We start from the raw sequence: 24,606 nt of genomic DNA, 5'->3' as shown, positions 1-24,606 counted from the left end.
ACCTGACGTCTTAAAAATATATGAGCAATTATGTCTAATATAATAAAAAAACATAGTATCATTTTTTCGATAATCCCGGCATTATGGGCTGTGGCTGTCACATTTATCGGATGCACGGATAATCTTATAGACAAGACAGTGGAGATACCGGACGCAGAGGTTGAAATCCGGGGCGAAGTGATTTACAAGCCGCTTATTCCGACGGAAGTACAGACACGTGCCGAAGCGCCTGAAGGAACGGGATACAAGGGCATAAAATCGCTGTATGTTTTCTTCTTCAATTCAAAAGGAGAAAAAGATGATTATAGCGGAGACGTGGATTTCACACCCGCTTCTTCTGAAGGCTCCACGCACGAGCGTGTAACGTTCAAAAAGAAAGTACGGGCCGGCCAGTACTATGTTTATGCCGTTGCCAATATCTCCGATTCCCAGAAGAACGACCTCAAGAAGGTAACATCTATCAAAGAGCTTAGAAAATTCAAACTTGTTTGGGACGATGACATCGAGAACGACCTTGAAATGTTCGGCGTGTTCAGACAGGGCTACACGGAAGGTACAGCCGCTCCCGATAATAAGGATTTTGAAACGGACGAACTCCTTACTATTACCCCAGACGGGAATAGCCTGCACTCATGGGTGCGCAGAGCAGTATCGAAAGTTACCGTCGATTTCGACGGAAGGAATCTGAGAGACGGTGTTACAGTCTATATAAAAAATGCCGTACTGAAAAATGTGGCATCCGGTGCCCTCCTCGGAACCTCATCCAAGGCCGTCAGCGGTAGTGATACTGAAGCGTCTGCTGATACTGACGAGGCTACTGCCGATGATGGTAAGATTACCTGCATCCCATCATCGGATTATTCCATCACCTACGGAGAGGGTGAAGATCACAGCGGTTGGCCTACGGTGACAAAAACAGAAACATTTTCTCCAAAGATATGGGGAGACCCGGGTGTTACAAGTTTCCATGACGACAACGTCAAGGCGCTTCCTTGCTATGAAAACATGCAGGGAGAACCTGAAGGCGCATCCAAAAAATATCAGGATTCCGACGGAGACGGGATAATCGACTCAGAGGACTATGACGGGGTTACAGACGGTACCTACCTCGAGGTGGAGGGATATTATGTCGCCAACCGGCCTGAATATAAATCAGAAGGTAAGATCATCTACCGGTTCATGCTTGGAATGGATGCGGTGAAGAATTTCGATTTGATCCGTAACCATCATTACAAAATCACGATGCAGTTCAAAGGCTATGGCAATGACGTGGACTGGCACATCGAGTATGGTGAGAAGATTCTGGATATCACCTATCCTGAGGATGTGAACTATCAGGGCAAATTTTTCGTGCCTTCTCTTGATTATACCACCCTCCATAACGCGGGTCATACTTTCAATAATCAGAATGTGATCACGGTGACCAGCTATGCTACGGGTACGCCCAATAAATGGATAGAACCGGATAAAATCAGCTATACCTATTATTCGTACAATGACCAGACCGGGAAATGGGATATAGACAACACTACCTCCGGATGGCTTACATGTAACGAGGACACTGTCAGCGAAGACAGAACTCAAAAGCAATATACATTTGTCGCCTCCATGACGGAGCCGACCTCTACCACAATCAATAGTTTATTTCCGGCTGCTACCGTAGGTAGTCAAACCGCCCCGTATAACCTTTCCAACGAAAATGGAAATGATATGACAGTAAAGAATACCGCCAACTGCTACATGGTGGGCGCTCCCGGCTGGTATTGTTTCCCCCTCGTGTATGGAAATGCAATCACAGATGGAGGCATCAACTCGACTGCGTATTCTTCAGAGAATATTGTAAACCATCTGAAGAATAATATCAATAAACCCTATATCAAAGATAACACAGGAATAAGCCTCTCCAATGTAAGTGCGAAACTTATATGGCAGGATGCCAAGCAAGAAGACCAATATCTTATCACACCAAGTACGATAAGTTACGATCCCAATCTTTTTAATGGTAATGGCGGAATAAAATTCCAAATAGGTAAAATACAAGAGGGGAATGCCGTGATAGCTTGATTGATAATAATGCAGGTGAAGATGAAGATGTCATCGGCGGAAGCACAAAAGCTATCTGGAGCTGGCACATCTGGGCTACCCGTTTCGGCTTTGGAAATTTCGAGAATAATATTCGGATTACCAACCATGAAGAGAAAGCATTTAATGTGATGCCGGTCAATCTTGGCTGGTGTTCGGGAGGCACAGATATAAAATATTATAAGCGACGCAAGTGTAAGATAACATTCAAAGTCGGAAACCAAGAGATAATCAGAGAGATTGAGCAATACCCCCATTTTCTCCTTCCCCGTGGCGACCATCCCTACTACCAGTGGGGGCGTAAGGACCCGTTTGTCGGTTCAAACACAGCTTTTGGAAACAAACAGAGATGGGATCATGACGGTAACCTTTATGACATATGGGGGCCGCAGTATAATCCTCCCAGACTTTATCAGGAACCGGCAACGTTCCAGAATAACAAGGGGAGAAAGCATACCAAGGATTGCCTTGATGTGCTTGTCAAGAACCCTGATAAATGGCATAATGCTCCGAGAGCGCAGACAGATACAACTCCTCCTTATAAAAGTATCAATGAATCACCCACAGACCTATGGTCAAACAATGGCAAAAAAACGGTCTATGACCCCTGTCCCCCGGGATATCAGGTAAGCGACAACTCTGTTTTCACCGGATTTACAACTCACGGGCAGTCTGCTAAGTTTCCTTACGATTGGTATGATGTACTTGAGAGCCATATGCAGTCAGATTATTACACCGGCAGCTCAATAAACAAACAAGTTCTGGAACTTTATACAGACCCGAGGAAACTCCAGTCCATCATCTTCCCTGTTTCCGGTTACCGGGATTATGACTCTAAAGCAGCAGTTACAAATTATCCGGCGGCGGATTTCATGGGCGAAGGTTATGTTTGGTTCAATAACGCAAAGGATGTGACCCGCTCTTACCATTTGAAATTCCACCGCAACGATATTCAACAAGGGGATGATTGGAAACAAAGAGGTAGTGAGGGGCTGAATTTGATAGCTCCTTATGAGGATTTCTATAATACAGACGGTTTCGGTGTTCGTCCGGTATCAACAAAGCAACCGCAGCAACAGCCATGACCGCCCACGAATGTAACCGGACAAGAGGTTGCAAGCCGGAGACGGAAGCGAAATACCGCCCGGCGTTGGAGTTATATGCTGCCACTGACCTCTCCACTGCCGAGATTTGCCGGCAGTGTGAGGTTTCGCTCAACGGATTTACCCGCTATATCTGCACCTATCATCGCCATCTGATGCTGAAACGTAATGGCATCAAATGCAGTCCGGAGGAAGCCAACGATATCAAGATGAACCAACGGCGTGGGCAGCGTCCCGAAATCCATGCCAAATACAAGGAGGCTATCGCGGCGTGTGACAACATGGACTACATAGAGTACAATGTATCGCAGATTGCCCGTGAATTTGGATTGAGCGGCACAAATCTCAGCAGACAGTTGCATACACATTATCCCGAAGTACTGGAATTTCGGGAGCGGACACGACAACAGTTGGGGCTGGACGATGGCCTTCCCCGTGGCACACGTTCATGGTGCAAGGAGCAGTATGCAGAGGCGGTAGAACTCTTGCGTGCCGACAACTACATCACGTTGCAGGAGGCCGCAGAGCGTTGCAATGTCTCCTACACCGGATTGAAACAACACTTGATATTCTACCACAAGGAACTGGTTGAAAACCGCATCAAGATACGCGAACAGGCGATAAGGCAGCAACGTAAAGGCAAAATAACGGGGCGCGGAACGCTTCATGTTCCTACCCCTGAAATAATCAAGAAATATGCAGAAGCCTTACACTTATATCGCACTACGCCACTCTCCGCCCAAAAAATAGCCAAGCAAACAGGTGTATCTATAAAAGGCTTCTACGAATACTTGCAAACTTGGCACAAGGACTTGGTTTGTGAGCGGAAAGGCATCCCTTACGAGGAAGGCAAGCCCATGGACTGGTACTGGTCGTCAGTACGGAGATACAACCCGGCCACCACAGCCAAATACGCGGATGCCATCACCCGACTGAAAGAGGGCGGACTTACAACGGCAAAGGTTGCCACCGAGTTCGGTCTGCATCCGGAATGTTTCAGGCAATACTTGAAAGAGCATGAACCGGCGCTGCACGCCGCTTTGGGAATGAAAAAGACGGAGAGCGGCAAAATGATATCGCCTAAAAGCATGGAGAAATACAAAGAAGCCATACACCTGTATAAAACGACCTCGGAATCCTTGAAATCCATTGCCCGCCGTTTCGGATTGAACGACTGTTCGCTGGGACAATTTATCAAACGCCATTTCCCTGAATTTTTAGAACGCCGTAAACAGCGGGAATAAGTAAATTAATCCTCTATAATAAGCTGAACACATTCAATCTGAACATTTCAGTTCCACACGAACGACATCAGAAACTTGTATAACTAATGAAAAAGACAAATTAAGTCTACACTATATTTACATTATACGAAAAAATCCACGGTACACCCATGAACCTATTTCTTTTTTACACCATACCCAACGATTGGCCAAATGTTGTGTAGCTAGATTTCAAATCCATGTTCTCGACAGTGAATCGCACACGGGTTACTGGGGATGCCTTAAAGGATATTATCAGTCTACATATGTTGTTGTATGATCACGATACAAAGGGATTAATAAATAAGTGGAAGATAGAAGGATATTAGGCATATTTTCTTTCTTTTGTTGGACATTTATTGAGCTTGTTTTTGTCCAAGTTCCAAGTTCAGTTCAGGTTGCACGGCACTCCACCTATCCCAACTTCGGGGCAAACCGTTAAAAGATATGGTTAGATCCAAGAAGAAAGAACCGCAGACGGAACTGGAGAAACTCCAGACAGAAAATATCTGTCTGAGAGCAGAAAATACGCTGCTAAAAAAAGCGAAGACCTTAGTCGAAGAAAAGAAAGCCTGGACACATCTGAATGGGCAGAAGTCATCGACGGACTAAGGTCACAATATCCTCTTAACTTATTATTGAGGTTAAGAAAGATGGCTCGTTCCATATTCTACTATCATTTGAAACGCTTAAATTCAAGCAATAAATATGCAGAGGAGAAAAATATGATAGAATCCATTTTTCATGAGCATAAAGGTCGCTATGATTATTGACGTATTACAACGGAAATGCAAAACCGAGGCTTTACAATCAATCATAAAACCGTATGAAGACTAGTGGACACTATGGAGCTTAAAAATAAAATTAGAAAGATCCGCTACCGCTCATACAAAGGAGCGATCTTGCCGATTTCTCCAAATATAATCAATAGGAACTTTATTGCTCAAGCCCCCAATCGTAAATGAGCAACGGATGTCACGCAGATAAATATAGGTTCAGAGAAGTTGCATCTTTCGCTCATATTGGATATGTTCAATGGTAAAATAATATTTTTAACCTATCCAGAAGTCCCATTCTTGAGCAAATATACGATATGCTTGACAAGGCGTTTACTAAGTTCGACAATCTTGACGGACTAATTATACACTTTGATTAAGGGTGGAAATACCAAACTATGGTTATCGAAAGCAGCTTACCCAGCATCATGTCTCACAAAGTATGTCTCGGAAGGGTAATTGTCTTGACAACGCCATGGCTGAAAACTTTTTGGTATTATGAAATCTGAACTGCTCTATGCTGAAAAGTTCGAATCTGCGGAAGACTTCATCAAGGCTTTAGACGAATATATTGATTACTACAACAATAAAAGAATTAAATCGAGAAAAAAGGAAAGAGTCCGATTCAATACCGAACTCTTTCAATATAGTTTAATAATTTACTTTCCAACTTTTGGGGGGCACTTCATTATAATAAAATTATAAAGTATATTAAAATTAAAAACTATAAGGTATCAGCTTCTTCGTAAAAATATATTTTTTACCAATTAAACTTATTATAGTTCACTTGAATCTTCAGATTCCCAATTATTCAATACATCTGTATCAAAATCAATTACTCCTTCACCGGCAGGTAATGCTAATTTATAACGTACACTTTGTCCAATTCCCCATACAGATTCTGGTATTTTAATAATTTTATCAGTAGCTGTATAACTGTAAGCACCTTTCGTTGCTGTATAGGTAATCAGAATTGTTGCAGCTCCATCAGCAATACTTTGTGGCAATAACATCAATGAACCATCTTTTGAATCCAATGGATAATAACCTCCTGAAGCAGTTTCTCCCTTTGTGATTGGATATTCATAAGTCGCATCTAAACTACCCACTGTCCATTTTCCCTGAACTGGATCTGCATTAAAAGTGTAAGTTGCATCACCTCCCTTTATACCACTAATTTTCAGTTTACTTATTGTATAAGTGTAATTATTTTCTGGTTTATATGAGAAATTAATTTTAGTAAGAATATGCTTAAAACTTAAATCAACTTTAGCATTCTCAGCTGGTTTACCTGTATTCACAGCTGAAACAACCAAGTCTTCCTGTTCTGAAGATATGCCCTTTATAGAAAATGATAAAGTTGGGTATCCTGTATCACTAACTGCGAAATTTGTCCCACCGGAATAGCCAAAGAACTGTATATTCTTATCACTAGGCCAATAGTATTTATCAGTAGTCGTCCAATTTCCTTTAATACCAGTATAAGAAACTTCATCCATATAAGCAGTCCCTAATCCTACTATACTATAATCCTGATTATTATCTACAATAAAAGAACTTAGTGTGAAAGATTTAAAAGTCGCATTATCCGTAACCACTGCTCTTGGTGACTTCTTTACCATAGCCCCAACTTTAATTTCATTGTTTGTTCCCTGTGCATCAAATTCTTCACTCTGTGAGCAACCTGTAATAGCCATTACCGTTGCAACTGCTAATAATAATTCTTTCATAACTGTATTTTTTAAGTTTATAATATTGTTATATTTTGTTTATGCTATTAATTCTAATTCACTGGTAGCTCTATTTCTTCATCATCTCCCCAATCACCAACATCTCCGCCAATCCCCCCTCCTCCATCACCAGAGGGATTATCCGGCTTTTCAACTTTTATTTCATCTTTAATCGGTAACTCAATTTTCATATGAGGATCCTCCTCATTTTCACCTTCATTACCTTCAGAATCAGCTATTACCTCTGTTATATCAACCTCAATCTTTTGTACACTCTTATCTGTTTTTACAAATACAAAATTTATCTTCACCATTCCCATACTAGCTCTGGTAACCATATCTTCAGGTATTCCAAAAGCAGTGAAACTTCCAATAATCTCATCTCCTTGTATACCTGCTTCAAAATACAGAGCAGCCTCTCCTTTCATTCCACAACACCTACCCAAACAATAGCAGTTTGCCATTCCTTCAACACTTCCAATAATAGTAGAAACATACTGTAATCCTTCTGCTTTTATTTTGAATGAATAAGTCTTTACTATCAATTTTGGTTGCCAGTCCAAAAGAAGAACTTTGTCGCTTTTTTTTATCTGCAGTTCATCAATGTTCACTACATATAACGGATCAGGTCCCCAAACTAGCTCTTCTGTACCTGTCACTCCCAATCCATTGCAATGCCCAGTAAAAGCCTCTACCGTTTCATAAGCACCTTCATTCCGGATTTGTACCATTTCCGTATCGTAATTGTACACCACTACCGAATATCGACCCGGAGGAACTTTTATCTTACCACCTCTTATTGAAAGATAAGTATCAACCTTTTTACCTTTTCCATCTTTCGGATAAAAGATAACCCTAACTCCTTCCGGTAGTTGATCTGTAACACCATCCCAGTCAAGTGATATTTCCACTCCGCTAACCGGATAATCATCCAAGACATCCCGACGGCTACATCCTCCTAACACTAACAGCGTGAACAGAAACACAAGAAATATATATCTCATATCTTGCATACATCACTGCCTCCTTGTTGTTATTAACCATATCAAAGAAACTTTTGCCTTGGTAGGGCCAATAAAATGATAACGTCCACTATTCATCCAAACAATGTCCCCCTCGTAAGGAGTGTATTTCTTATATTCTGTTGCCAAATATCCTACACCTAAACTAAACTCTAATGAAAAATGTCGAGCTAACTGTTTGGCATATCCGTATGTCACTCCTACCGCTCCGTAATATTTACCTTGATAACCGTCTCCCTGAAACTGAAAATCATAAATGCCACCTTCAGTATAAAGTCCTAAAAAATGTCCGGTCAATCTATTACGTTTCCGACGGTTACCTAACCAACAACGTCCTTCCACACCTCCTGAAAGAAGCTGATAACAAAATTCATGTTCGCTATTCAACCACCACGGACATTTATATTCAGTATTCAAAGACCATCTTTTACTTATTGGAATCTCTATTTCTAAATTTGGTGCTAATAACAAATCATATATCAAATTATTCTTTATCGCTAAAATTATTTTCCTTTCCACCGGGCCTCCCATCTCCACTACAGTCATCTCATAAGACCGTTTCTGAAAATTATCCTCTTTGGTCTTATTTAAATTATTTCCAGGAGACACTTCTACTTTTGTTGAAACAAACAATTCGGAAGTAGAAGTCTCAGGTGTAAAAGCTTTCTTTTCTATTTCCGGTAATTCTCGGACTATAGTAATTTCCACTCGTCTCAATCCAGGCATTATGTCACGAACTATAAACCGATAAGGAATTCCACCATCCAACTTTTGCAATAGTTGTTTCCGCTTCATCATATTATCCTGATGATAATCAATCAGCGTTAACACATCTTCTCGGTCCGGTAAGTTTACATCAGCAGAAATCAACCTGCGAAGCCCTGTCCAATCTTCTCCCTTAGCCAAAAACTCTATCTTTTCCTCTTCAATATATGGATAACGTTTTTGTAACAATTCTTTCACAGAATTTATTCTTTTAACAGCCAAGTCAATATTACTATTACATTCACCATCAGGTGAAGCGAAAGCCTCTCCTTTTATTGAAATAACAGATTCTGTACCTAAACTCAAATCAAGCAAAGAATCTAACAAAGCAATGGACTGACTATTATTCTGATAACAAGAATCAATACCGTCTTCATTCTCTCCAAAATAAACAATTACTCGAAATGTTGTATCTCTCACGACAGCAATGGATGGAGTCGAAGCATACCCTTTTCCCGACAGGCACAAGAGTGTTGCGAAAAAAGCTAGTATGTAGACGCCATGTTTCATGATTGTTCGTTTCTGTGAACAAATATAGAAGTTAAAGAATGAAAACAATCATACTTTTATGATTATTTCCAAGCCATGGAAGGTTCTGTGAAACGATTGAAACGAATTTGCAAGTTTGAAAAGTTTTTAGCAGAGATTCACATCTCTTTTTCTGAAACAAGACTATACTTTTGCGATATTCAATAATATAGAAATCCATCGACTACTGATCCATTACCAACTTCCTTTATTTCTAAAGCTTTCAACCTCAAGCAACCCAAAAGTGGTAAACATACTAAGAGCAAAAAACAGAAAAGAAAAAACAAAGTATTTCTATATAATTGTATTTCATCTATTTTTTATGAATCTGATCAGAAGAGTTTAATTCAATAATCTTACCTGTCAACCGACTACGCTCTGCTTCATAACAGATCCGATGACTTTCTACTGAATTTTCAATAGAAGTCTGAAGCTCATATTCTTTATTCGATAGTGCTTTCACAAAGTGATCTACCAGATTTAAGTCCGCACCGGCATGAAAAGGCTTATTAGAGATATCCGAAAAGTCAAATACCTGTTCTTCGTTACTTCTGAACTTACGCACACGCAAATGTTTTTCATTACCATCTATTTCCCCATGAGTCAATTTAATATGAGTTTCCCGGTAATCATCATTAGTAAATATATCCATTGAAAGATTGATCGTCACTTCGTCGGCCATCTCCATCGAAAGGACCTGATGATCAACCACATCATTATCGCAATGGAAAACACAACGTCCGTACACACCATGACGTAGTTCTTCCATCAAAACATCATCCAAAGTCTTTCCTACCGGAATATCGAAATTTGAAATCCAGCTACGCCGATTATAGTAAAGATCGACTGCAGAATACGGGCATTCTGTTTCTATAGAACAATTAAAACAACGTTCCGAACTACCTTCCGGTGCATTTTCCGAACGGAACCAACGTAAAGAGCCAAATGACGAAAGTCTTCGACAAGCAGTTTTCGTCAGCCATAACAACAGATCAACATCGTGGCAACACTTTGCTATCAACATCGGATTAGTCAATTTTTCCTTTCGCCACAATCCTCTCACAAAACCATGCATAGTACGATCCAATCCTACGGATGCGATATGGTTGATTGAGATAATCTTTCCTAATTTACCGGAATCAACAACTTCCTTAATTTTCAGAAAATAAGGGTGATAACGTAGCACATGACATACACAAACAAGTACTCCTTTACGTTTAGCATGCTCAGCTATATCATTACATTCTGCAAGATTCTGTGCAATCGGTTTTTCAAGCAATACATGATATCCCGCATCAATCGCTTTAATACAAGGATCATAGTGAATATCTTCAGGAGTTGCTATTAAAACAGCATCAGCAGGAAATGAATGAGCAAAGAAATCATCATAGTCGCAAAAGCAATGTGAACGATCCAGGCCAAATTCTTCAGCAATATGCTGCATTCGATTGGTATTTACTTCAACAACCCCAACCAGCTGTAAACGATCAGGATGTATACGTGCATATTCTAAGTATTTATTAGTTCGGTTTCCAGCTCCGATAGCAACAATTTTCACAGGATTCTCTCCTCGAAAGATATCTTGTTTCATAGCATCGTCATTTTTATTAATCGAATACTAAATTAATTATTATCTCTGATAAACTCAAAGCTTTTGTACCTTTTTACACTAAAGAAAGAAGGTATAACAAGAACTCTGATAGTTTATCCACCATCAGGCACAAACATATTTCAGGTTGAGGGTGTCCGAAAAGTCAGTTCCTTACTTTTTTAACTTACAATTTGTAAGTCAACAAAGAAGTATCATTCAATAAACTTGAAATTATTACCTTTTTTATCAGGGAATAATGGTAATCTCATTCTTTTACTTTTAAACTGTAAGTAACAGTAAGAAGCTATCCGACTTTTTGGACAGCCCCTTTTTAAATAACATCTATTTCAGAGATGGCAAATTAGCTAATCTGCTATGATTGAAAATTCAGCACCACCAGCGAAATCAGCTCCATTCTGAGAACTCAAGCAAGTAAAACGGATATAGCGTGCCTGTACAGGAATTTTCAACTCTACCCTTTTGGCTTTTTTGTTACTATCAAAAGTACCTGTTGCTACCGCATCGCTCCATGTCTTTCCATCCGTACTTACCTCCAAAGAGTACTCTTTCACAAAACCATTCATTGAACCATCCTGACGGGGCAAATAGATAAATCCTTTAATAGTCCTCATTTCTCCTGCGTCAAAATCCACCCAATGCGGATATTTTGCTACAGTAACCGAATACATGGTGTGCCAGATTGTGTTAGGATCTTCATCTACAAGATTTGCCGCATCTTCACCGCCTGTTTCTTGACTGGAAGCATAAACGACAGTCAATGGAACTTTCTCAATCTTTGCAAATGTCATACGGGTAGATACAGCTTTATTACTTCTATAAAAGGCAGTAACTGTACCACCTTCGCGTAAGTTGAAAGGTTCGGTATAACTTATTTCTTTTTTACCGCCATTCAATGTATAGACAATTTCAGCATCCGTTTTCTGTGAATGGATCGTAACCAGACCATTACGGGCACGAGAAATAGCCAAAGGGACTTCTCCCGCAGGAACGACATTTGCCGTTTCCGTATAGGTTGCTCCACGTACTGGACGAATGATAAAACTCATCGAATGATTCTCAGCCTTGATACGGTCCTGCTCTAACGGTCCACCTTGTCCACAGCTATTTCCACCAAGCCCTGTCACTCCTAAGTCTATATGCAGATGCGTAGCTTTCGATCTCGGCAATTGATAAGGATGAGGTGCAAGTGTCATCTCCATATCGGACCATGGCAATGCAGAAACCGACATTTGCCCGTCTGCCACAAACTCTATACCATCACCGGAATTATCTGTCAGTGCACACCAACGCACTTCTTCCCGGTTACCCATACTTTGCGGTTTGGGGAAATCTGCATACTGGTCTTTGACCGTACTTTGAAACATCTCTATAAACGAGCCAGTCCGACGGTCATTAAAATTATTCCAAGGACCACGACCATAATAACTGTATTGTTGCAATCTTGTAGGAACCTGCATCGCATATCCTAAACGAGCCAACACCAAAGAAGGATCATTCGAAGTTATTTCTGTACGCAGTTCTATAGAACCATCCGGATAAATGGTCCATATCTGACTGGTCACAAACTTGAAATCATCCGGACCAAACGGACGTTCAGTAAGTTCTTTCACGCTATATCTTCCTGAAGTACCTCCCACTAATACGGCAGCATTCGGAGCCTGCGACTCTACAGTATACATCAATTGCACTACTTGATCCGTTTTATTTTTGCCATTAATCCATTGATAACTTGTTGCTTTATGTTTCAAGTTATGCAACCCTTTTTCAAACCATTGCCGATATGCCCAATTGTCGTTATCAACCGGAGCACGCAGCGCATTAATCTTAGGTCCTTCGCCCTCACACAATACTTTGCGACCATCGTATTCAAGGCTATAGATAGTTCCCTGCTCATTATCAAATTTCACTAGGAAGTTCTTTCCTGTAACTGTCGTAAAGGTTCCATTCTCTGCCACCACCGGTTTGTCAAGTGAAGCAGTCACCGAAGACAAAGAAGGCTTGCTTTCGGGAACTTTTACCGCCAGTTGCTCTTCCATCTGCACGAAACCGGCTTTCGCCCACGGCATATCCTTTGCCAGCCTGAACTGTACCTTTACGAAATATTCGCTTTCTTTTGCCAGTTCATAATAGCTATAAGGTATAGTAAATGTAGTTTTCGAACGAGCCTCAACAGCAGAAAACGATTTTTTAGGAGCCGTACCCTCTTTGATTGGTTTCCCGTCCTTATAAAGTATCCACAGCATTTCATAGTCTTTCAAGGAAGTGAAATAATTCTTATTGAATATCTCAATTTGTCCTTTCTTCATATCTACCGCCCGTACCCCTACATTCTGATATACTTTCTTTACTTCATAGAAAGCAGGTTTGGGTAAATGTTCGGGAAACAGAATGCCATTCATACAAAACATACCACTATTAGGTTTATCCCCAAAATCACCGCCATAAGCCAGATATCGGTCACCCGTTTGAGGATCATAATTATACAAAGCCTGATCTACCCAATCCCATATAGCTGCTCCACAGAAAAAGTTCGTTGATTCTATCGCTTCCCAATAATCTATCAGATTACCCACAGCATTACCCATTGAATGAGCATATTCGGATACATGGAAAGGATATTTGATATTGTATTTACCAGTCACTGCACCCCGCATCCAGCCGATAGACGGATATTGATTGGAACCCATATCGACAATCGAATTATTGCGCTCATATTGCACAGGTCGTGAAGGGTCGAAAGCATGCAATTTCTCATAGGCAGTCACAAAGTTTTTTCCCGGTCCCGCTTCGTTACCTAATGACCAAATCACGACGGACGGATGATTGACATGAGAGTGTGCCAGTTCCATTACACGTGCCACATGAGCTGCTTCAAATTCTGGAACATGTGATAAAGACGCATCACCATAGTAATATTCATGACTTTCAATATTAGCCTCATCTTCCAGATAAATACCATACTTATCACAATAATAATACCAATAAGGATCACAGGAATAATGTGAATTACGCACATGATTAATATTACCCCGCTTCATCAACATTATTTCTTCTTCCATTTGTTGATGGGTAATGGTATTTCCCGTAGCCGGATTGATTTCCTGACGGTTCACTCCTTTCAGTTTGACTGTTTTACCATTTACATAATAATATCGTCCTGCCAATCCGAACTCATCCTTATCGGCCGGTGTATCTTTAATTTCTACTTTACAGAAGCCAAAAGCGGTAGAAAAGGTTTCAACAACTCTTCCTTTCTTGTCTTTCAGTTGCCCTACCAATACATAACGGTAAGGCGCTTCTGACGACCATTTGCGCGGATTATCCACCTGTATAGTAGTGACAGCAGATGCCATTTCACCTTTTCCCAATTCTTCTACATCCACCGTACCATTCACACCATTCACTACTATATTCTCATCTGAATAAAGTTTGTTGGCATAGAGCGAATAAGAAATTGTATATCCTTTCGCCGACTTTTTGCCAAGATTACGAATATCCGCTTCTATGCGTACATTTCCATTCTTATAGTCAGTATCCTGATCCGGAAATATACGAAGATCACGCACTTGTACTTTAGCAGTAGAAGTTAATGAAACAGAACGGAAGATTCCCGGTAAACGAAACATATCCTGTGCTTCGAGGAAAGAGCCGTCCGAGTTACGGTATACTTCAACTGCCACTACATTCTCCCCGTTCTTATTTAGATAAGGGGTAATATTGAATGAAGCTGTATTACGTGAATTTTTGGAAAATCCGATATAATGTCCATTAATCCACAAATAGAAGAAAGAAGAAACTCCATCAAAATTTATATATACTTCCCGTTCTTTCCATCTTCCGGAATAGTAAAAGTCCGACGATATGAACCTACCTCGTTACGATGTTTATAAGTCACCCAATCTTGAGGTGGAGTACGCATAACTCCCCCTTTCCAGTCACCCACTTCCACCTTATGTTGGAAAATCACCGGTTGATTGGCATAAATGGGTATTCCATACTTTAGACTTCCGTCTTTTTGAATACCTGCTACATTCCATTGCATAGGTACACTTACCGTATCCCAGTTTGAGACATCAAAAGACGGTTGATAAAATTCTACCGGACGTTCGTCGGGATTACCTACCCAATTAAAATTCCAGGTACCGTTCAGAGATTTGTAATAACTACTGTATTCGGGTAATACACGTCGCGCGTTCTCACTATCGGAAAAAGTAAAGAACCAAGCATGAGGCTGTTCTTTATTCAATGCCACCTGTCCGGGCGCTTCCCATTCTTTCCCTGTTGGAGAGACTGTTTCTGCATAAGTAAATCCTTCCAATATTTTCTCTTGAGCATTGGAAGTCAAAGTCATAAGAAGGAAACTAATTAAATAAATGTTCTTCATAATATATTCAGGTATTAAAATTTAGAAACTGTTTTGAGTTATCTAAAAGTGTATCAGGTAGTAATTTTTTCTCAATTTTGTATCTTCAAGTATAATAACCAAATCATATTTAAAGCGTAATAAAACGGGATACGGTACCGACCTGACTGATAAACAGTGGCAAGTTATAGAAAATCTTTTAGATGACAAAGAACGCAAGCGTAAACATTCTCTTCGCTTTATCTTTAATGATATATTATATTGGATAAAGATCGGTTATACTTCCTTTTGATTTCATTCCTTAGGATGCAATTGACTACTCTATTAATATTTAACACATTCACACTAATACCTGAGAAACGAAGGATTAACGGGAATATGTCAATACGAATATCATTTTTGATAAGAATTATATCATTATTAGCAATAATTATTTTTTATAACCCGTTACTTTTGTCTTTGTAAATTCACACTATTAACTTCGGTTTCAGAATACGTTACCATAAAATACATTGCAAAATATGAAAACGAATCTACAATCTTTTCGTAAAGTACTTGTTTTCGCTATTGCAGCCCTGTGTTGCTGCGTAGGAAAGGCTTCCTCTGAACAACCCAGAGAGAGACAATTCGAAAAGCTGAAAGCAGCTTTTAAAAATCCATCAAAAGAGTTCCGTTCCGCTCCGCTATGGGTGTGGAACACGAAAGTAACCAATGCGGATATTGACCGTATGCTGAGGGAACTTAAATCACAGGGATTTGGCGGAGCTTTTGTACATCCGCGTCCAGGACTGATCACCGAATACCTCTCTGATGACTGGTTCAAATTGTATAAATACAGCGTAGAAGCTGGGAAAAAACTGGGAATGGATATCTGGATCTACGATGAGAACTCATATCCAAGCGGATTTGCCGGAGGGCATGTGAACGAACAAATGCCCGAATCGTATAATCAGGGACAAGGGCTGGACTATACAAAGGTCGAGACTCTACCTGATAATGCGAAAGATTACTTTTTATGCCTGAAAAAAGAAGGAAGTACTTTTAAAGACATCACAGCTTCCCTAGACGGTTATAAGAACACCAAAGGGGAATACTATTTGTATAAGAAGACCTACTATGGCCATTCTGACTGGCATGGCGGTTATTCATACGTCGATTTGCTACAACCCGGTGTGACAGAGAAGTTCTTAGACATCACAATGACAGGATATGAAAAGACTTTCGGAAAAGAACTCGGTACTGTTATTAAAGGTGTTTTCACCGACGAACCTAACATTTCAAGTCCGGGTGGCATACGCTGGACTCCCGACCTATTCGACGTATTCCAAAAGCGTTGGGGGTATGATTTAAAATCAGTACTTCCCTTATTAGTAGAAACAACAGATAACTGGCAGCAAGTCCGCCACAACTACACAGAAACTCTTACTCAACTTTTTATTGACCGATGGGCGAAACCCTATCACGCCTATTGCGAGAAGAAGAACATGAAATGGACAGGTCATTACTGGGAGCACGGATGGCCGGACATGTCTCATGGCGGAGACAATATGGCTATGTATGCCTGGCATCAGATGCCTGCAATTGACATGTTGTTCAACCAATATAACGAAGGACATCCGATGGCTCAATTTGGAAATATAAGATCAGTCAAAGAATTGAGTAGTGTTGCCAATCAGATGGGATATACCCGAACGCTCAGCGAAACGTATGGCGGTGGCGGCTGGAATGAGACTTTTGAAGATTTCAAAAGACTGGGTGACTGGGAATATGTACTGGGAGTGAACTTCATGAATCAGCATCTGTCACATATGACGATCGTAGGAGCACGTAAATACGACTACCCGCCTGTCTTTACTTCTGTCTCTCCCTGGTGGTCGAGCTATAAGACACAGAATGATTATTTCGCACGTTTGTCTCTGATCCTGAGCCAAGGCGATCAACTCAACGACATATTGATTATAGAACCGACTACCACCGCCTGGCTGACTTACTCTTATGTAAAAGGACAGGTCAGAACGATGGATATCGGTATCGCATTCCAGAACTTTATCACCAAACTGGAGAAAAGCCAAGTAGAATACGATTTAGGTTCTGAGAATATCATCAAAGACCAAGGGAGTGTAAAGAAAGATCAATTTGTTGTAGGCAAGAGAGGATACAAAAAAGTCGTTCTTCCTCCAATTACCGAGAACTTGAACTCAAAGACATTTCAATTGCTGAAGAAATTTGTAAAATCCGGAGGCGAACTGATCCTTTTCTCAACACCTACCTTTATTGATGGTAAAGAAAGCGCTGAATTGGCTCAATTCATGAAAGACAATGCGGGGCAGATCAAAACGTACAGTGAACTATCCGAACCACTGATTCAGACGGTATTCGCAAGTCCCGAAATCAGTTTTAAACAAGTGACGGGCAATCATCTCTATCATCACAGAAGAACTTACAAAGATGGCGAATTGGTATTCCTGGTCAACTCTTCATTAACTGAATCTGCTACAGGACGTATTTCCATCAAAGGAAAAACGTTGATGGAACTTGATGCCATGTCCGGTACAATCTACGCATACCCATGCAAAGCGAATGGTAATCATGTAGAAACAGAATTCAATCTTCCACCCGCCGGTAGTTTGGTCTTATTCAGTTCACCATCAAGTACTAATACATATAAGGTGAAACCGGAGATTGCCAATGGGCAAGTAATAGAATCCGTTACGCCGCTAGAAGTGAAAAGACTGAAAGATAACGCACTGAGTATTGACTTCTGTGATCTGATTATAGATGGAAAAGCGGAAAGGCATCTCTATACGGTAGAAGCTTGTAACAAGTTGTATCAACATTATGGCATGAATGATCCCTGGAACTCCGCCATTCAGTACAAACAAAAAATTGTTGAGAAGGATACTTTCCGCACAGGTGATATCAAAGTACTCTATAATTTCATCGTTGCAGGCAATATAGATAAGAGCAAGATGAGACTTGTTGCCGAACAACCGGATATCTGGAAAGTAAAAGTAAATGGAAAAGCACTGTCAGCACTTAACGGAGAGTATTGGCTGGATAGCCGTTTTGGAGTCTACAATATCGGAGATGTTGCCAAAACAGGAGTAAACACCATTGAGTTGAGCGTGAAACCGATGAGTATTTATGCCGAGATTGCTCCAGTCTACGTTTTAGGAGATTTCTCATTGGAATCTGCACCAATAGGTTGGGTAATCCGAGAACCTATCAAGACCTTTAAGACAGGAAGCTGGAAAGAACAGGGACAACCTTATTATTCATGGGATATGGGCTATAGTAAAATATATCATATCGACAACCTTTCGGACCGTTACGCAATCCAACTGAACAAGTGGAACGGAACACTTGCCGAAGTGTACGTAAATGAGCAAAAAGCAGGTATCATCGCTTATAAGCCTTACAATTTTGACCTTACCCCGTATGTAAAGAAAGGGATAATAAGATTGAAGTCAGAGTAATTGGTAGCCTGAGAAACCTGATGGGACCTCACTATACAACTGAAATCAGCATTACCGGCCCCTGGCATTGGAACGGAGTACAGAAGCAAGCACCGGGAAATGAATATTACTTCATGAATTACGGATTAATGGAAGATTTCGATGTTATCACCTCAAAATAAAAGACAGATTATTCAAATACAAAAAAACAATATCATGGAGAATGTAAAAATCGGCTTGATGGGAGTCGGCCTCAATACATACTGGGAACAATTTGAAGGACTATTAGACCGTCTGATAGGTTATCAGAACAAAATAAAGAATAAAATGCAGTCGCTCGGCAATGTGACAGTCATCGATGCAGGAATGGTCGATGACTCTGAAAAGGCAGATCGGGTAACCTCCCTAATGAAGAGCGAAGATGTCGAAATTCTATTCATTTTCATTTCGACCTATGCTCTTTCATCTACCATTATTCCGATAGCCAATCGGCTGAATATACCAGTTATCCTGTTGAACATGCAACCTCTGCCTGCCATCGAATACGACAAACTAAACAGCATGGGCGACAGAGGTAGTATGACCGGAGAATGGCTGGCAAACTGTCAGGCTTGTTCCATTCCCGAATTCTGCTCAGTATTCAATCGTACCTCAATCCGATATGAGATCGTATCCGGATATCTGGACGACCAAGAAACTTGGACGGAAATCTCCCAATGGATTAAAGCAGCAGAAGTATCACAAGGGATGCGAAAAAACCGTATGGGGGTACTCGGTAATTATTACGGAGGAATGGTCGACGTATACTCCGATCTGGCACTACAAAGTACTGTATTCGGCACGCATATCGAAATATTGGAAATGTGTGAACTGGCAGCACTAAGACAGAGTGTAACTCAGGCAGAAATCGAATCGAAGAAAGAAGAGTTTAGCAGGATATTCACGATCGACGAAACCTGCACAGCAGATGAAATTGAAAGAGCAGCACACACATCCGTAGCACTTGACAAGCTGGTTGCTAAACATAAGCTCGGTTCGATGGCCTATTACTATTCGGGCATGAATGGTAATGAATATGAGAATATCATTACCTCTATCATTGCCGGAAACACCATTCTCACCGGAAAGAATATTCCCATAGCAGGCGAATATGAAGTAAAGAACGCACAAGCCATGAAAATCATGTCGCTTCTCGGCATCGGCGGATGTTTCTCTGAGTTTTATGCCTTGGACTACAATGATGATATCGTTATGCTAGGTCACGACGGACCGGCACACTTTATTATTTCAGAAGATCGGGTGAAACTCGTTCCACTCCCCGTATATCATGGAAAACCGGGCAAAGGATTATCTATCCAAATGTCTGTCAAACAAGGTCCGGTGACTTTATTATCCGTTGTCGAAGGAAAAGGTGGATTATCTTTCCTGATTGCTGAAGGAGAATCCGTTCCGGGACCTATACTGAATATCGGCAATCTCAATAGCAGGTACAAGTTCCCGATATCCGCCAAAGAGTTTATCGAAAGGTGGAGCAAGGCAGGACCATCACATCATTGTTCCATTGGTGTAGGCCACGTAGCCGATATTCTCAAGAAATATGCATTTATGCTGAATATTCCCGTCACTGTTATTTCCTAATATGATGTCCCTCCTTACGGTACTGGTAAGGAGGGATTCCTTCCTTCTTACGGAAAAAAGTAGAAAACTGTCCCACATTTTCGAAGTTGAGTTTAAAAGCAATATCCATGATACTCATATCCGTCGTATCCAATAACTCCTTCGATCTTAAATATCTCAAATTAGCCTGATATTGTGCAGGCGATACATCTACATATTGCTTAAACATTTTCCGGAACCAGGAATAACTCACTCCAAGCCTTTCCGCAATACCTTCAGGAGAAATATTATTCTCAATTTCCTGTTTCATAATCGTACGGGCTTCATTGATTTTATTGACGGCAAAGGAATCGTTGAAAGTCTCATTCCTTTTTTTATAATAGACAGAACCTAAAATATAGAGTACAATACTTGAAATAATCTGCTGATATCCCGCTTTCTCTTCCAAAGTATAATTCACAATGTCCTCATACAGCCCAATAATAGATGAACTAAAGCCTATATGATAGAGAGGACACTTCGGTGAGAAGAATCCATTCGCCACACGGTTATCGATATGAACTCCCTTGAATCCTACCCAATACTCATACCACCCCGTATCAATATCCGGTTCATAAGTATGCCATTCGTTCGGAAAAAGTAGAATCATAGTTCCCGCTTCAATACGTTGTCTCTTACAGGATTGTGATTCAAAATATCCTCCACCTTTGGAAATATAAATAAGTTGATATTCTTTCAATACCCTTCCATTCTTCGGATTAAAAATATGGGACTTCGGATGCTGGGAACGAGGATAAGAACTATGTTTCGGAATCAATTGAGAACCTACAGTAGTCACTACAATCCCCCATGCTTCATCATTATTACTTATGCTAAAGTACTTAATATTACGATTTTCAATTGTGTTCATGCTAGTTTCGATAAATATAAGATAACTCGTTAACTGATTAATATGAAGACAAATTAAAGCATTTTTTCGATATACGAGAACAAATGGAGGACAATTAACAAAGTAAATCCAGATACAACCATTCTAATTTATCAAAAATGAAAAATTATATATCAATATCGAAAATTTCCAAAGCAATTCCCAGCTACTTTTGCATTATATAATCATTCTTTCATTTATCTAACTTGAAAACACATGAAAAAAGAAATTATCAGTCATTTATTAAAGGTATGGTTAGCACTCATCGTCCTTTCTTTCCAGATGACAGCTATCACAGCACAAACGACAAGGGAGGTGGCAGGTATCGTCTATGACGAACAAGGAGAAGGACTTCCCGGAGTTACAGTCCTAGTCGACAAATCATCTAGAGGTGTCGTTACGGACGTTGACGGTTCTTTCTCTATTAAAGTAGGAAATGCTGATATACTCATTTTCTCCTACTTGGGTTACCAAACACAAAAAATCACAGTTGGGACACAAAAGAAAATCACTGTAAATCTACAACCGAAGACAGACGAACTGGATGAAGTTACGGTAGTGGGATTTGCCAAACAGAAGAAGGAAAGTGTGATCGCTTCGGTGACAACCATAAAACCAGCAGAACTCAAAGTTCCTTCCAGTAACTTAACACAAGGATTGTCTGGACGTTTGGCCGGTGTCATCGCTTATCAATCTTCGGGTGAGCCAGGAAAAGATAACGTGAACTTTTTTATCCGCGGTGTAACTACCTTTGGATATTCTTCCTCTCCTTTGATCATGATAGACGGTATAGAATCGTCGACAGAAGAATTGGCACGTCTTCCTGTGGATGATGTAGCTCCTTCTCTATCATGAAGGATGCCACAGCAACTGCCATTTATGGTGCCCGTGGTGCCAATGGGGTGGTTCTGGTCACAACCAAAGAGGGTAAAGAAGGTCCTGCTGAGGTAAGTATCCGATTAGAAAATTCTATCTCCACTCCTGTAAGGAATATTGAGATGGCAGACCCCATTACATACATGAAAATGTATAATGAAGCGGTGGTCACTCGTAATCCGTTGGCCCCTCGTCCTTTCAGCGACGAGAAGATTGCCAATACCGGAAAAGGGTTGAATCCATATATTTATCCGGAAATAGACTGGTATGACGAACTGTTCAAGAAAACAGTTATGAATCAACGGGTCAATGTGAGTCTTAAGGGTGGAGGTAAGATGGCGCGTTATTATGTATCGGCCAATTTCAGCCAAGACAATGGTGTGCTGAAAGTAGATCCGAAAAACAACTACAACACTAATATCAATATAAAAAATATCCAGTTGAGAACGAATGTAAATCTGAATCTTACCAAAACCACTCAGTTCGATATTCGTGTCAATACTAATTTCCAAGATTACAATGGTCCGATTGATGGTGGAGATATGATGTACCGCAAAGTGCGTGTCTCTTCACCTGTGATGTTCCCGAAGTCCTTTGCGCCCGACGACTCAAACGTACTGACGCAGCACGTCCTTTTCGGAAATGCCGGTGAAGGTAACTATCTGAATCCTTATGCTGACATGATTAGAGGATACAGGAATTCACATGAGACGACACTGACGGCTCAAATGGAACTGTCACAGAAGTTGGATTTCATTACAGAAGGACTGAATTTCCGCATATTAGCAAATGCTACACGATATTCCAGTTTCTCCTTGGTACGTGAGATCTCCCCTTTCTATTATAACATAGGTTATTACGATAAGGATACTAACCGATATACATTGAATCAGTTGAATCCGGAAACAGGAAGGGAAGACCTGAACTATTCAAGCAGTGCTCCGAGTGTAAGCTCTACCTATTATTTCGAGGGCGCTCTCAATTATGCCCGTAGGTTCGGGAAGCATGATGTAGGAGGATTGCTAGTCGGCACCATGCGTGAATATGTCTCTGGCAACGCTCCCAGCATTCAAGAATCTCTTCCGTCACGCAATATCGGCTTGTCCGGACGTGCAACTTACGCATACGACTCCCGTTACCTGTTCGAATTTAACTTCGGATACAATGGTTCCGAGCGTTTTGCAAAGAAGGAAAGGTTCGGTTTCTTCCCCTCTGCCGGTATCGGTTATTTAATCAGCAATGAGCCGTTCTGGCATGAAAACAAGTATGTGAACAAGTTGAAACTGAAAGCTACTTACGGATTGGTGGGTAACGACAGGATAGGTAACCCACGAGACCGATTCTATTATATCTCGGAAGTTAACCTAAACGCAGGAGAGTCAGGTATCCGATTTGGAGACAATTGGCAACAGGGCATACAAACGATCGCCATTACCCGCTATGGAAATCCGAACATCACTTGGGAGGTCGCCAAGAAACTGGATATTGGTATAGAGACGACCTTGTTTGATTTCTTAGAAGTCCAAGTCGATTATTTCCAGGAAAAGCGCGAAAAGATTTATCAGGAGCGCCCTACTATCCCTGCCGAACTTGGATATGCCGCAAGGTTGGCAGCCAATGTGGGACGTGCTTCCTCACGAGGATTTGAGATACAGATGGATGCCAATCACTCGTTTAATAAAGATTGGTGGATGAGCCTCCGCAGTAACTTTACTTTTGCACGCAGCAATTATGATTATGCAGAAGAGGCTCGTTTGAACTATCCGTGGCAAACTGTTACAGGATATCCTATCGGACAACAAAGAGGATTGATAGCTGATCGTCTGTTTATCGATGAGGCGGACATTGCCAACTCGCCTAAACAGATGTATGGCGATTATATGCCCGGTGATATTAAGTATCGTGACATCAATGGAGACGATATTATTGACGGCAATGACATTGTACCGATCGGTTACCCGACCGTTCCGGAAATAAACTATGGATTCGGAGTGTCGGTAGGATACAAGAATTTTGATATTTCATGTTTCTTCCAAGGTTCTGGACGAAGCTCGTTCTGGGTAGATGCCATGCGTAATACTCCATTCGTTAATGCGAGTTCTTTCGACGGTTTTGGCGGTCGTATCGCTCCTAATGGCTTAATGCAATGTTGGGCGGATAATTACTGGTCGGAGTCGAACAGAAACAGTTATGCTGCAATGCCACGATTAACAACAGAAACCGTAAACAATAATATTCAGGCAAGTACCTGGTGGATTAGAGACGGTTCCTATATCCGATTGAAATCAGTGGAAATGGGATATACGTTTCCTGACAAGATTCTTAAGAAATTACACATGAGTAATTTACGTATTTATGCAAGCGGGTTGAATCTGCTGACATTCAGCAAGTTTAAGGAATGGGATATTGAAATGGGAGGAAACGGGTTTAACTATCCTATCCAGGCTGTGTATAATATTGGTTTGAATATAGGTTTTTAAAAATAGA

General features: G+C 40.8%; 12 protein-coding genes and 3 pseudogenes. 9 read left to right on the top strand and 6 right to left on the bottom strand.

The annotated features are described in order from the left end of the window. Window positions 1-30: 30 nt before the first annotated feature. The 5 genes and pseudogenes from JCM17102_RS31595 to JCM17102_RS32625 all read left to right on the top strand — a co-directional run. On the top strand, window positions 31-2,064 hold the full coding sequence (locus JCM17102_RS31595) for a DUF4906 domain-containing protein (protein ID WP_275564376.1): 2,034 nt from the start codon (window positions 31-33) through the stop codon (window positions 2,062-2,064). Continuing rightward, window positions 2,061-3,167 carry a hypothetical protein gene (locus tag JCM17102_RS31590; protein WP_275564375.1) on the top strand — a complete coding sequence of 369 codons (1,107 nt, stop codon included), beginning with the start codon at window positions 2,061-2,063 and terminating at the stop codon, window positions 3,165-3,167. The genes JCM17102_RS31595 and JCM17102_RS31590 overlap by 4 nt, the downstream gene beginning before the upstream one ends. Continuing rightward, window positions 3,164-4,429 carry a hypothetical protein gene (locus JCM17102_RS31585; RefSeq protein WP_025075143.1) on the top strand — a complete coding sequence of 422 codons (1,266 nt, stop codon included), beginning with the start codon at window positions 3,164-3,166 and terminating at the stop codon, window positions 4,427-4,429. Before JCM17102_RS31590 ends, JCM17102_RS31585 begins: the two co-directional genes overlap by 4 nt. A 465-nt stretch (window positions 4,430-4,894) precedes the next feature. Beyond that, the gene (locus tag JCM17102_RS30900) at window positions 4,895-5,059 is read left to right on the top strand and encodes a hypothetical protein (RefSeq protein WP_168770341.1); all 165 of its coding nucleotides are present in this window, start codon (window positions 4,895-4,897) and stop codon (window positions 5,057-5,059) included. Window positions 5,060-5,603: 544 nt separating this feature from the next. Beyond that, window positions 5,604-5,873: pseudogene (locus tag JCM17102_RS32625) on the top strand (IS3 family transposase); the annotation flags it as partial. Between the two features lie 126 nt (window positions 5,874-5,999). Here the strand turns inward: JCM17102_RS32625 and JCM17102_RS10905 are convergent. From JCM17102_RS10905 to JCM17102_RS27215, 5 genes and pseudogenes are all read right to left on the bottom strand, one after another. Further along, a complete protein-coding gene (locus tag JCM17102_RS10905) occupies window positions 6,000-6,953 on the bottom strand; it encodes a fimbrillin family protein (RefSeq protein WP_025075141.1) in 954 nt (317 codons plus the stop codon). Between the two features lie 53 nt (window positions 6,954-7,006). Continuing rightward, entirely contained in the window at window positions 7,007-7,966 is a 960-nt protein-coding gene (locus tag JCM17102_RS10900; protein WP_025075140.1) for a DUF5119 domain-containing protein, read from the bottom strand. Between the two features lie 3 nt (window positions 7,967-7,969). Then, window positions 7,970-9,250, bottom strand: coding sequence for a DUF3575 domain-containing protein (locus JCM17102_RS10895; RefSeq protein ID WP_025075139.1), 1,281 nt, complete (start codon window positions 9,248-9,250; stop codon window positions 7,970-7,972). Window positions 9,251-9,581: 331 nt separating this feature from the next. Beyond that, on the bottom strand, window positions 9,582-10,859 hold the full coding sequence (locus JCM17102_RS10890; RefSeq protein WP_025075138.1) for a Gfo/Idh/MocA family protein: 1,278 nt from the start codon (window positions 10,857-10,859) through the stop codon (window positions 9,582-9,584). A 365-nt stretch (window positions 10,860-11,224) separates the two neighbouring features. Beyond that, window positions 11,225-15,264, bottom strand: a pseudogene (locus tag JCM17102_RS27215) (glycoside hydrolase family 2 TIM barrel-domain containing protein). Between the two features lie 500 nt (window positions 15,265-15,764). Here JCM17102_RS27215 and JCM17102_RS27210 point away from each other — a divergent pair. Genes JCM17102_RS27210 through JCM17102_RS10875 form a run of 3 tightly spaced genes read left to right on the top strand, consistent with a single transcriptional unit; the run spans window position 15,765 to window position 20,336 of the window. Further along, window positions 15,765-18,719 carry a glycosyl hydrolase gene (locus JCM17102_RS27210; RefSeq protein WP_275564374.1) on the top strand — a complete coding sequence of 985 codons (2,955 nt, stop codon included), beginning with the start codon at window positions 15,765-15,767 and terminating at the stop codon, window positions 18,717-18,719. 20 nt (window positions 18,720-18,739) lie between these two features. Then, window positions 18,740-18,880 (top strand): hypothetical protein, encoded by a 141-nt coding sequence (locus JCM17102_RS31580; RefSeq protein ID WP_275564373.1) that lies wholly within the window; start codon window positions 18,740-18,742, stop codon window positions 18,878-18,880. Window positions 18,881-18,914: 34 nt separating this feature from the next. Further along, window positions 18,915-20,336 (top strand): L-fucose/L-arabinose isomerase family protein, encoded by a 1,422-nt coding sequence (locus tag JCM17102_RS10875; RefSeq protein WP_025075137.1) that lies wholly within the window; start codon window positions 18,915-18,917, stop codon window positions 20,334-20,336. Here JCM17102_RS10875 and JCM17102_RS10870 read toward each other — a convergent pair. Next, on the bottom strand, window positions 20,326-21,225 hold the full coding sequence (locus tag JCM17102_RS10870) for an AraC family transcriptional regulator (protein ID WP_025075136.1): 900 nt from the start codon (window positions 21,223-21,225) through the stop codon (window positions 20,326-20,328). The two genes, JCM17102_RS10875 and JCM17102_RS10870, sit on opposite strands and share 11 nt — an antisense overlap. A 234-nt stretch (window positions 21,226-21,459) precedes the next feature. Here JCM17102_RS10870 and JCM17102_RS27205 point away from each other — a divergent pair. Further along, window positions 21,460-24,599 (top strand): annotated as a pseudogene (locus JCM17102_RS27205) (SusC/RagA family TonB-linked outer membrane protein). Window positions 24,600-24,606 lie beyond the last annotated feature (7 nt).

This window comes from Bacteroides faecichinchillae JCM 17102, from assembly GCF_000614145.1.
Lineage (GTDB): Bacteria > Bacteroidota > Bacteroidia > Bacteroidales > Bacteroidaceae > Bacteroides > Bacteroides faecichinchillae.
Note: the sequence above shows the minus strand (reverse complement) of the source record. Positions and strands in the feature narration are given on the sequence as shown.

Excerpts from the sequence above, each read along its gene's own strand:
- JCM17102_RS31595 (WP_275564376.1), top strand. The coding sequence starts at position 31 with ATGTCTAATATAATAAAAAAACATAGTATCATTTTTTCGATAATCCCG.
- JCM17102_RS10890 (WP_025075138.1), bottom strand. The coding sequence starts at position 10,859 with ATGAAACAAGATATCTTTCGAGGAGAGAATCCTGTGAAAATTGTTGCT.
- JCM17102_RS10895 (WP_025075139.1), bottom strand. The coding sequence starts at position 9,250 with ATGAAACATGGCGTCTACATACTAGCTTTTTTCGCAACACTCTTGTGC.
- JCM17102_RS30900 (WP_168770341.1), top strand. The coding sequence starts at position 4,895 with ATGGTTAGATCCAAGAAGAAAGAACCGCAGACGGAACTGGAGAAACTC.
- JCM17102_RS10870 (WP_025075136.1), bottom strand. The coding sequence starts at position 21,225 with ATGAACACAATTGAAAATCGTAATATTAAGTACTTTAGCATAAGTAAT.
- JCM17102_RS31580 (WP_275564373.1), top strand. The coding sequence starts at position 18,740 with ATGGGACCTCACTATACAACTGAAATCAGCATTACCGGCCCCTGGCAT.
- JCM17102_RS10875 (WP_025075137.1), top strand. The coding sequence starts at position 18,915 with ATGGAGAATGTAAAAATCGGCTTGATGGGAGTCGGCCTCAATACATAC.
- JCM17102_RS27210 (WP_275564374.1), top strand. The coding sequence starts at position 15,765 with ATGAAAACGAATCTACAATCTTTTCGTAAAGTACTTGTTTTCGCTATT.
- JCM17102_RS31585 (WP_025075143.1), top strand. The coding sequence starts at position 3,164 with ATGACCGCCCACGAATGTAACCGGACAAGAGGTTGCAAGCCGGAGACG.
- JCM17102_RS10905 (WP_025075141.1), bottom strand. The coding sequence starts at position 6,953 with ATGAAAGAATTATTATTAGCAGTTGCAACGGTAATGGCTATTACAGGT.
- JCM17102_RS10900 (WP_025075140.1), bottom strand. The coding sequence starts at position 7,966 with ATGCAAGATATGAGATATATATTTCTTGTGTTTCTGTTCACGCTGTTA.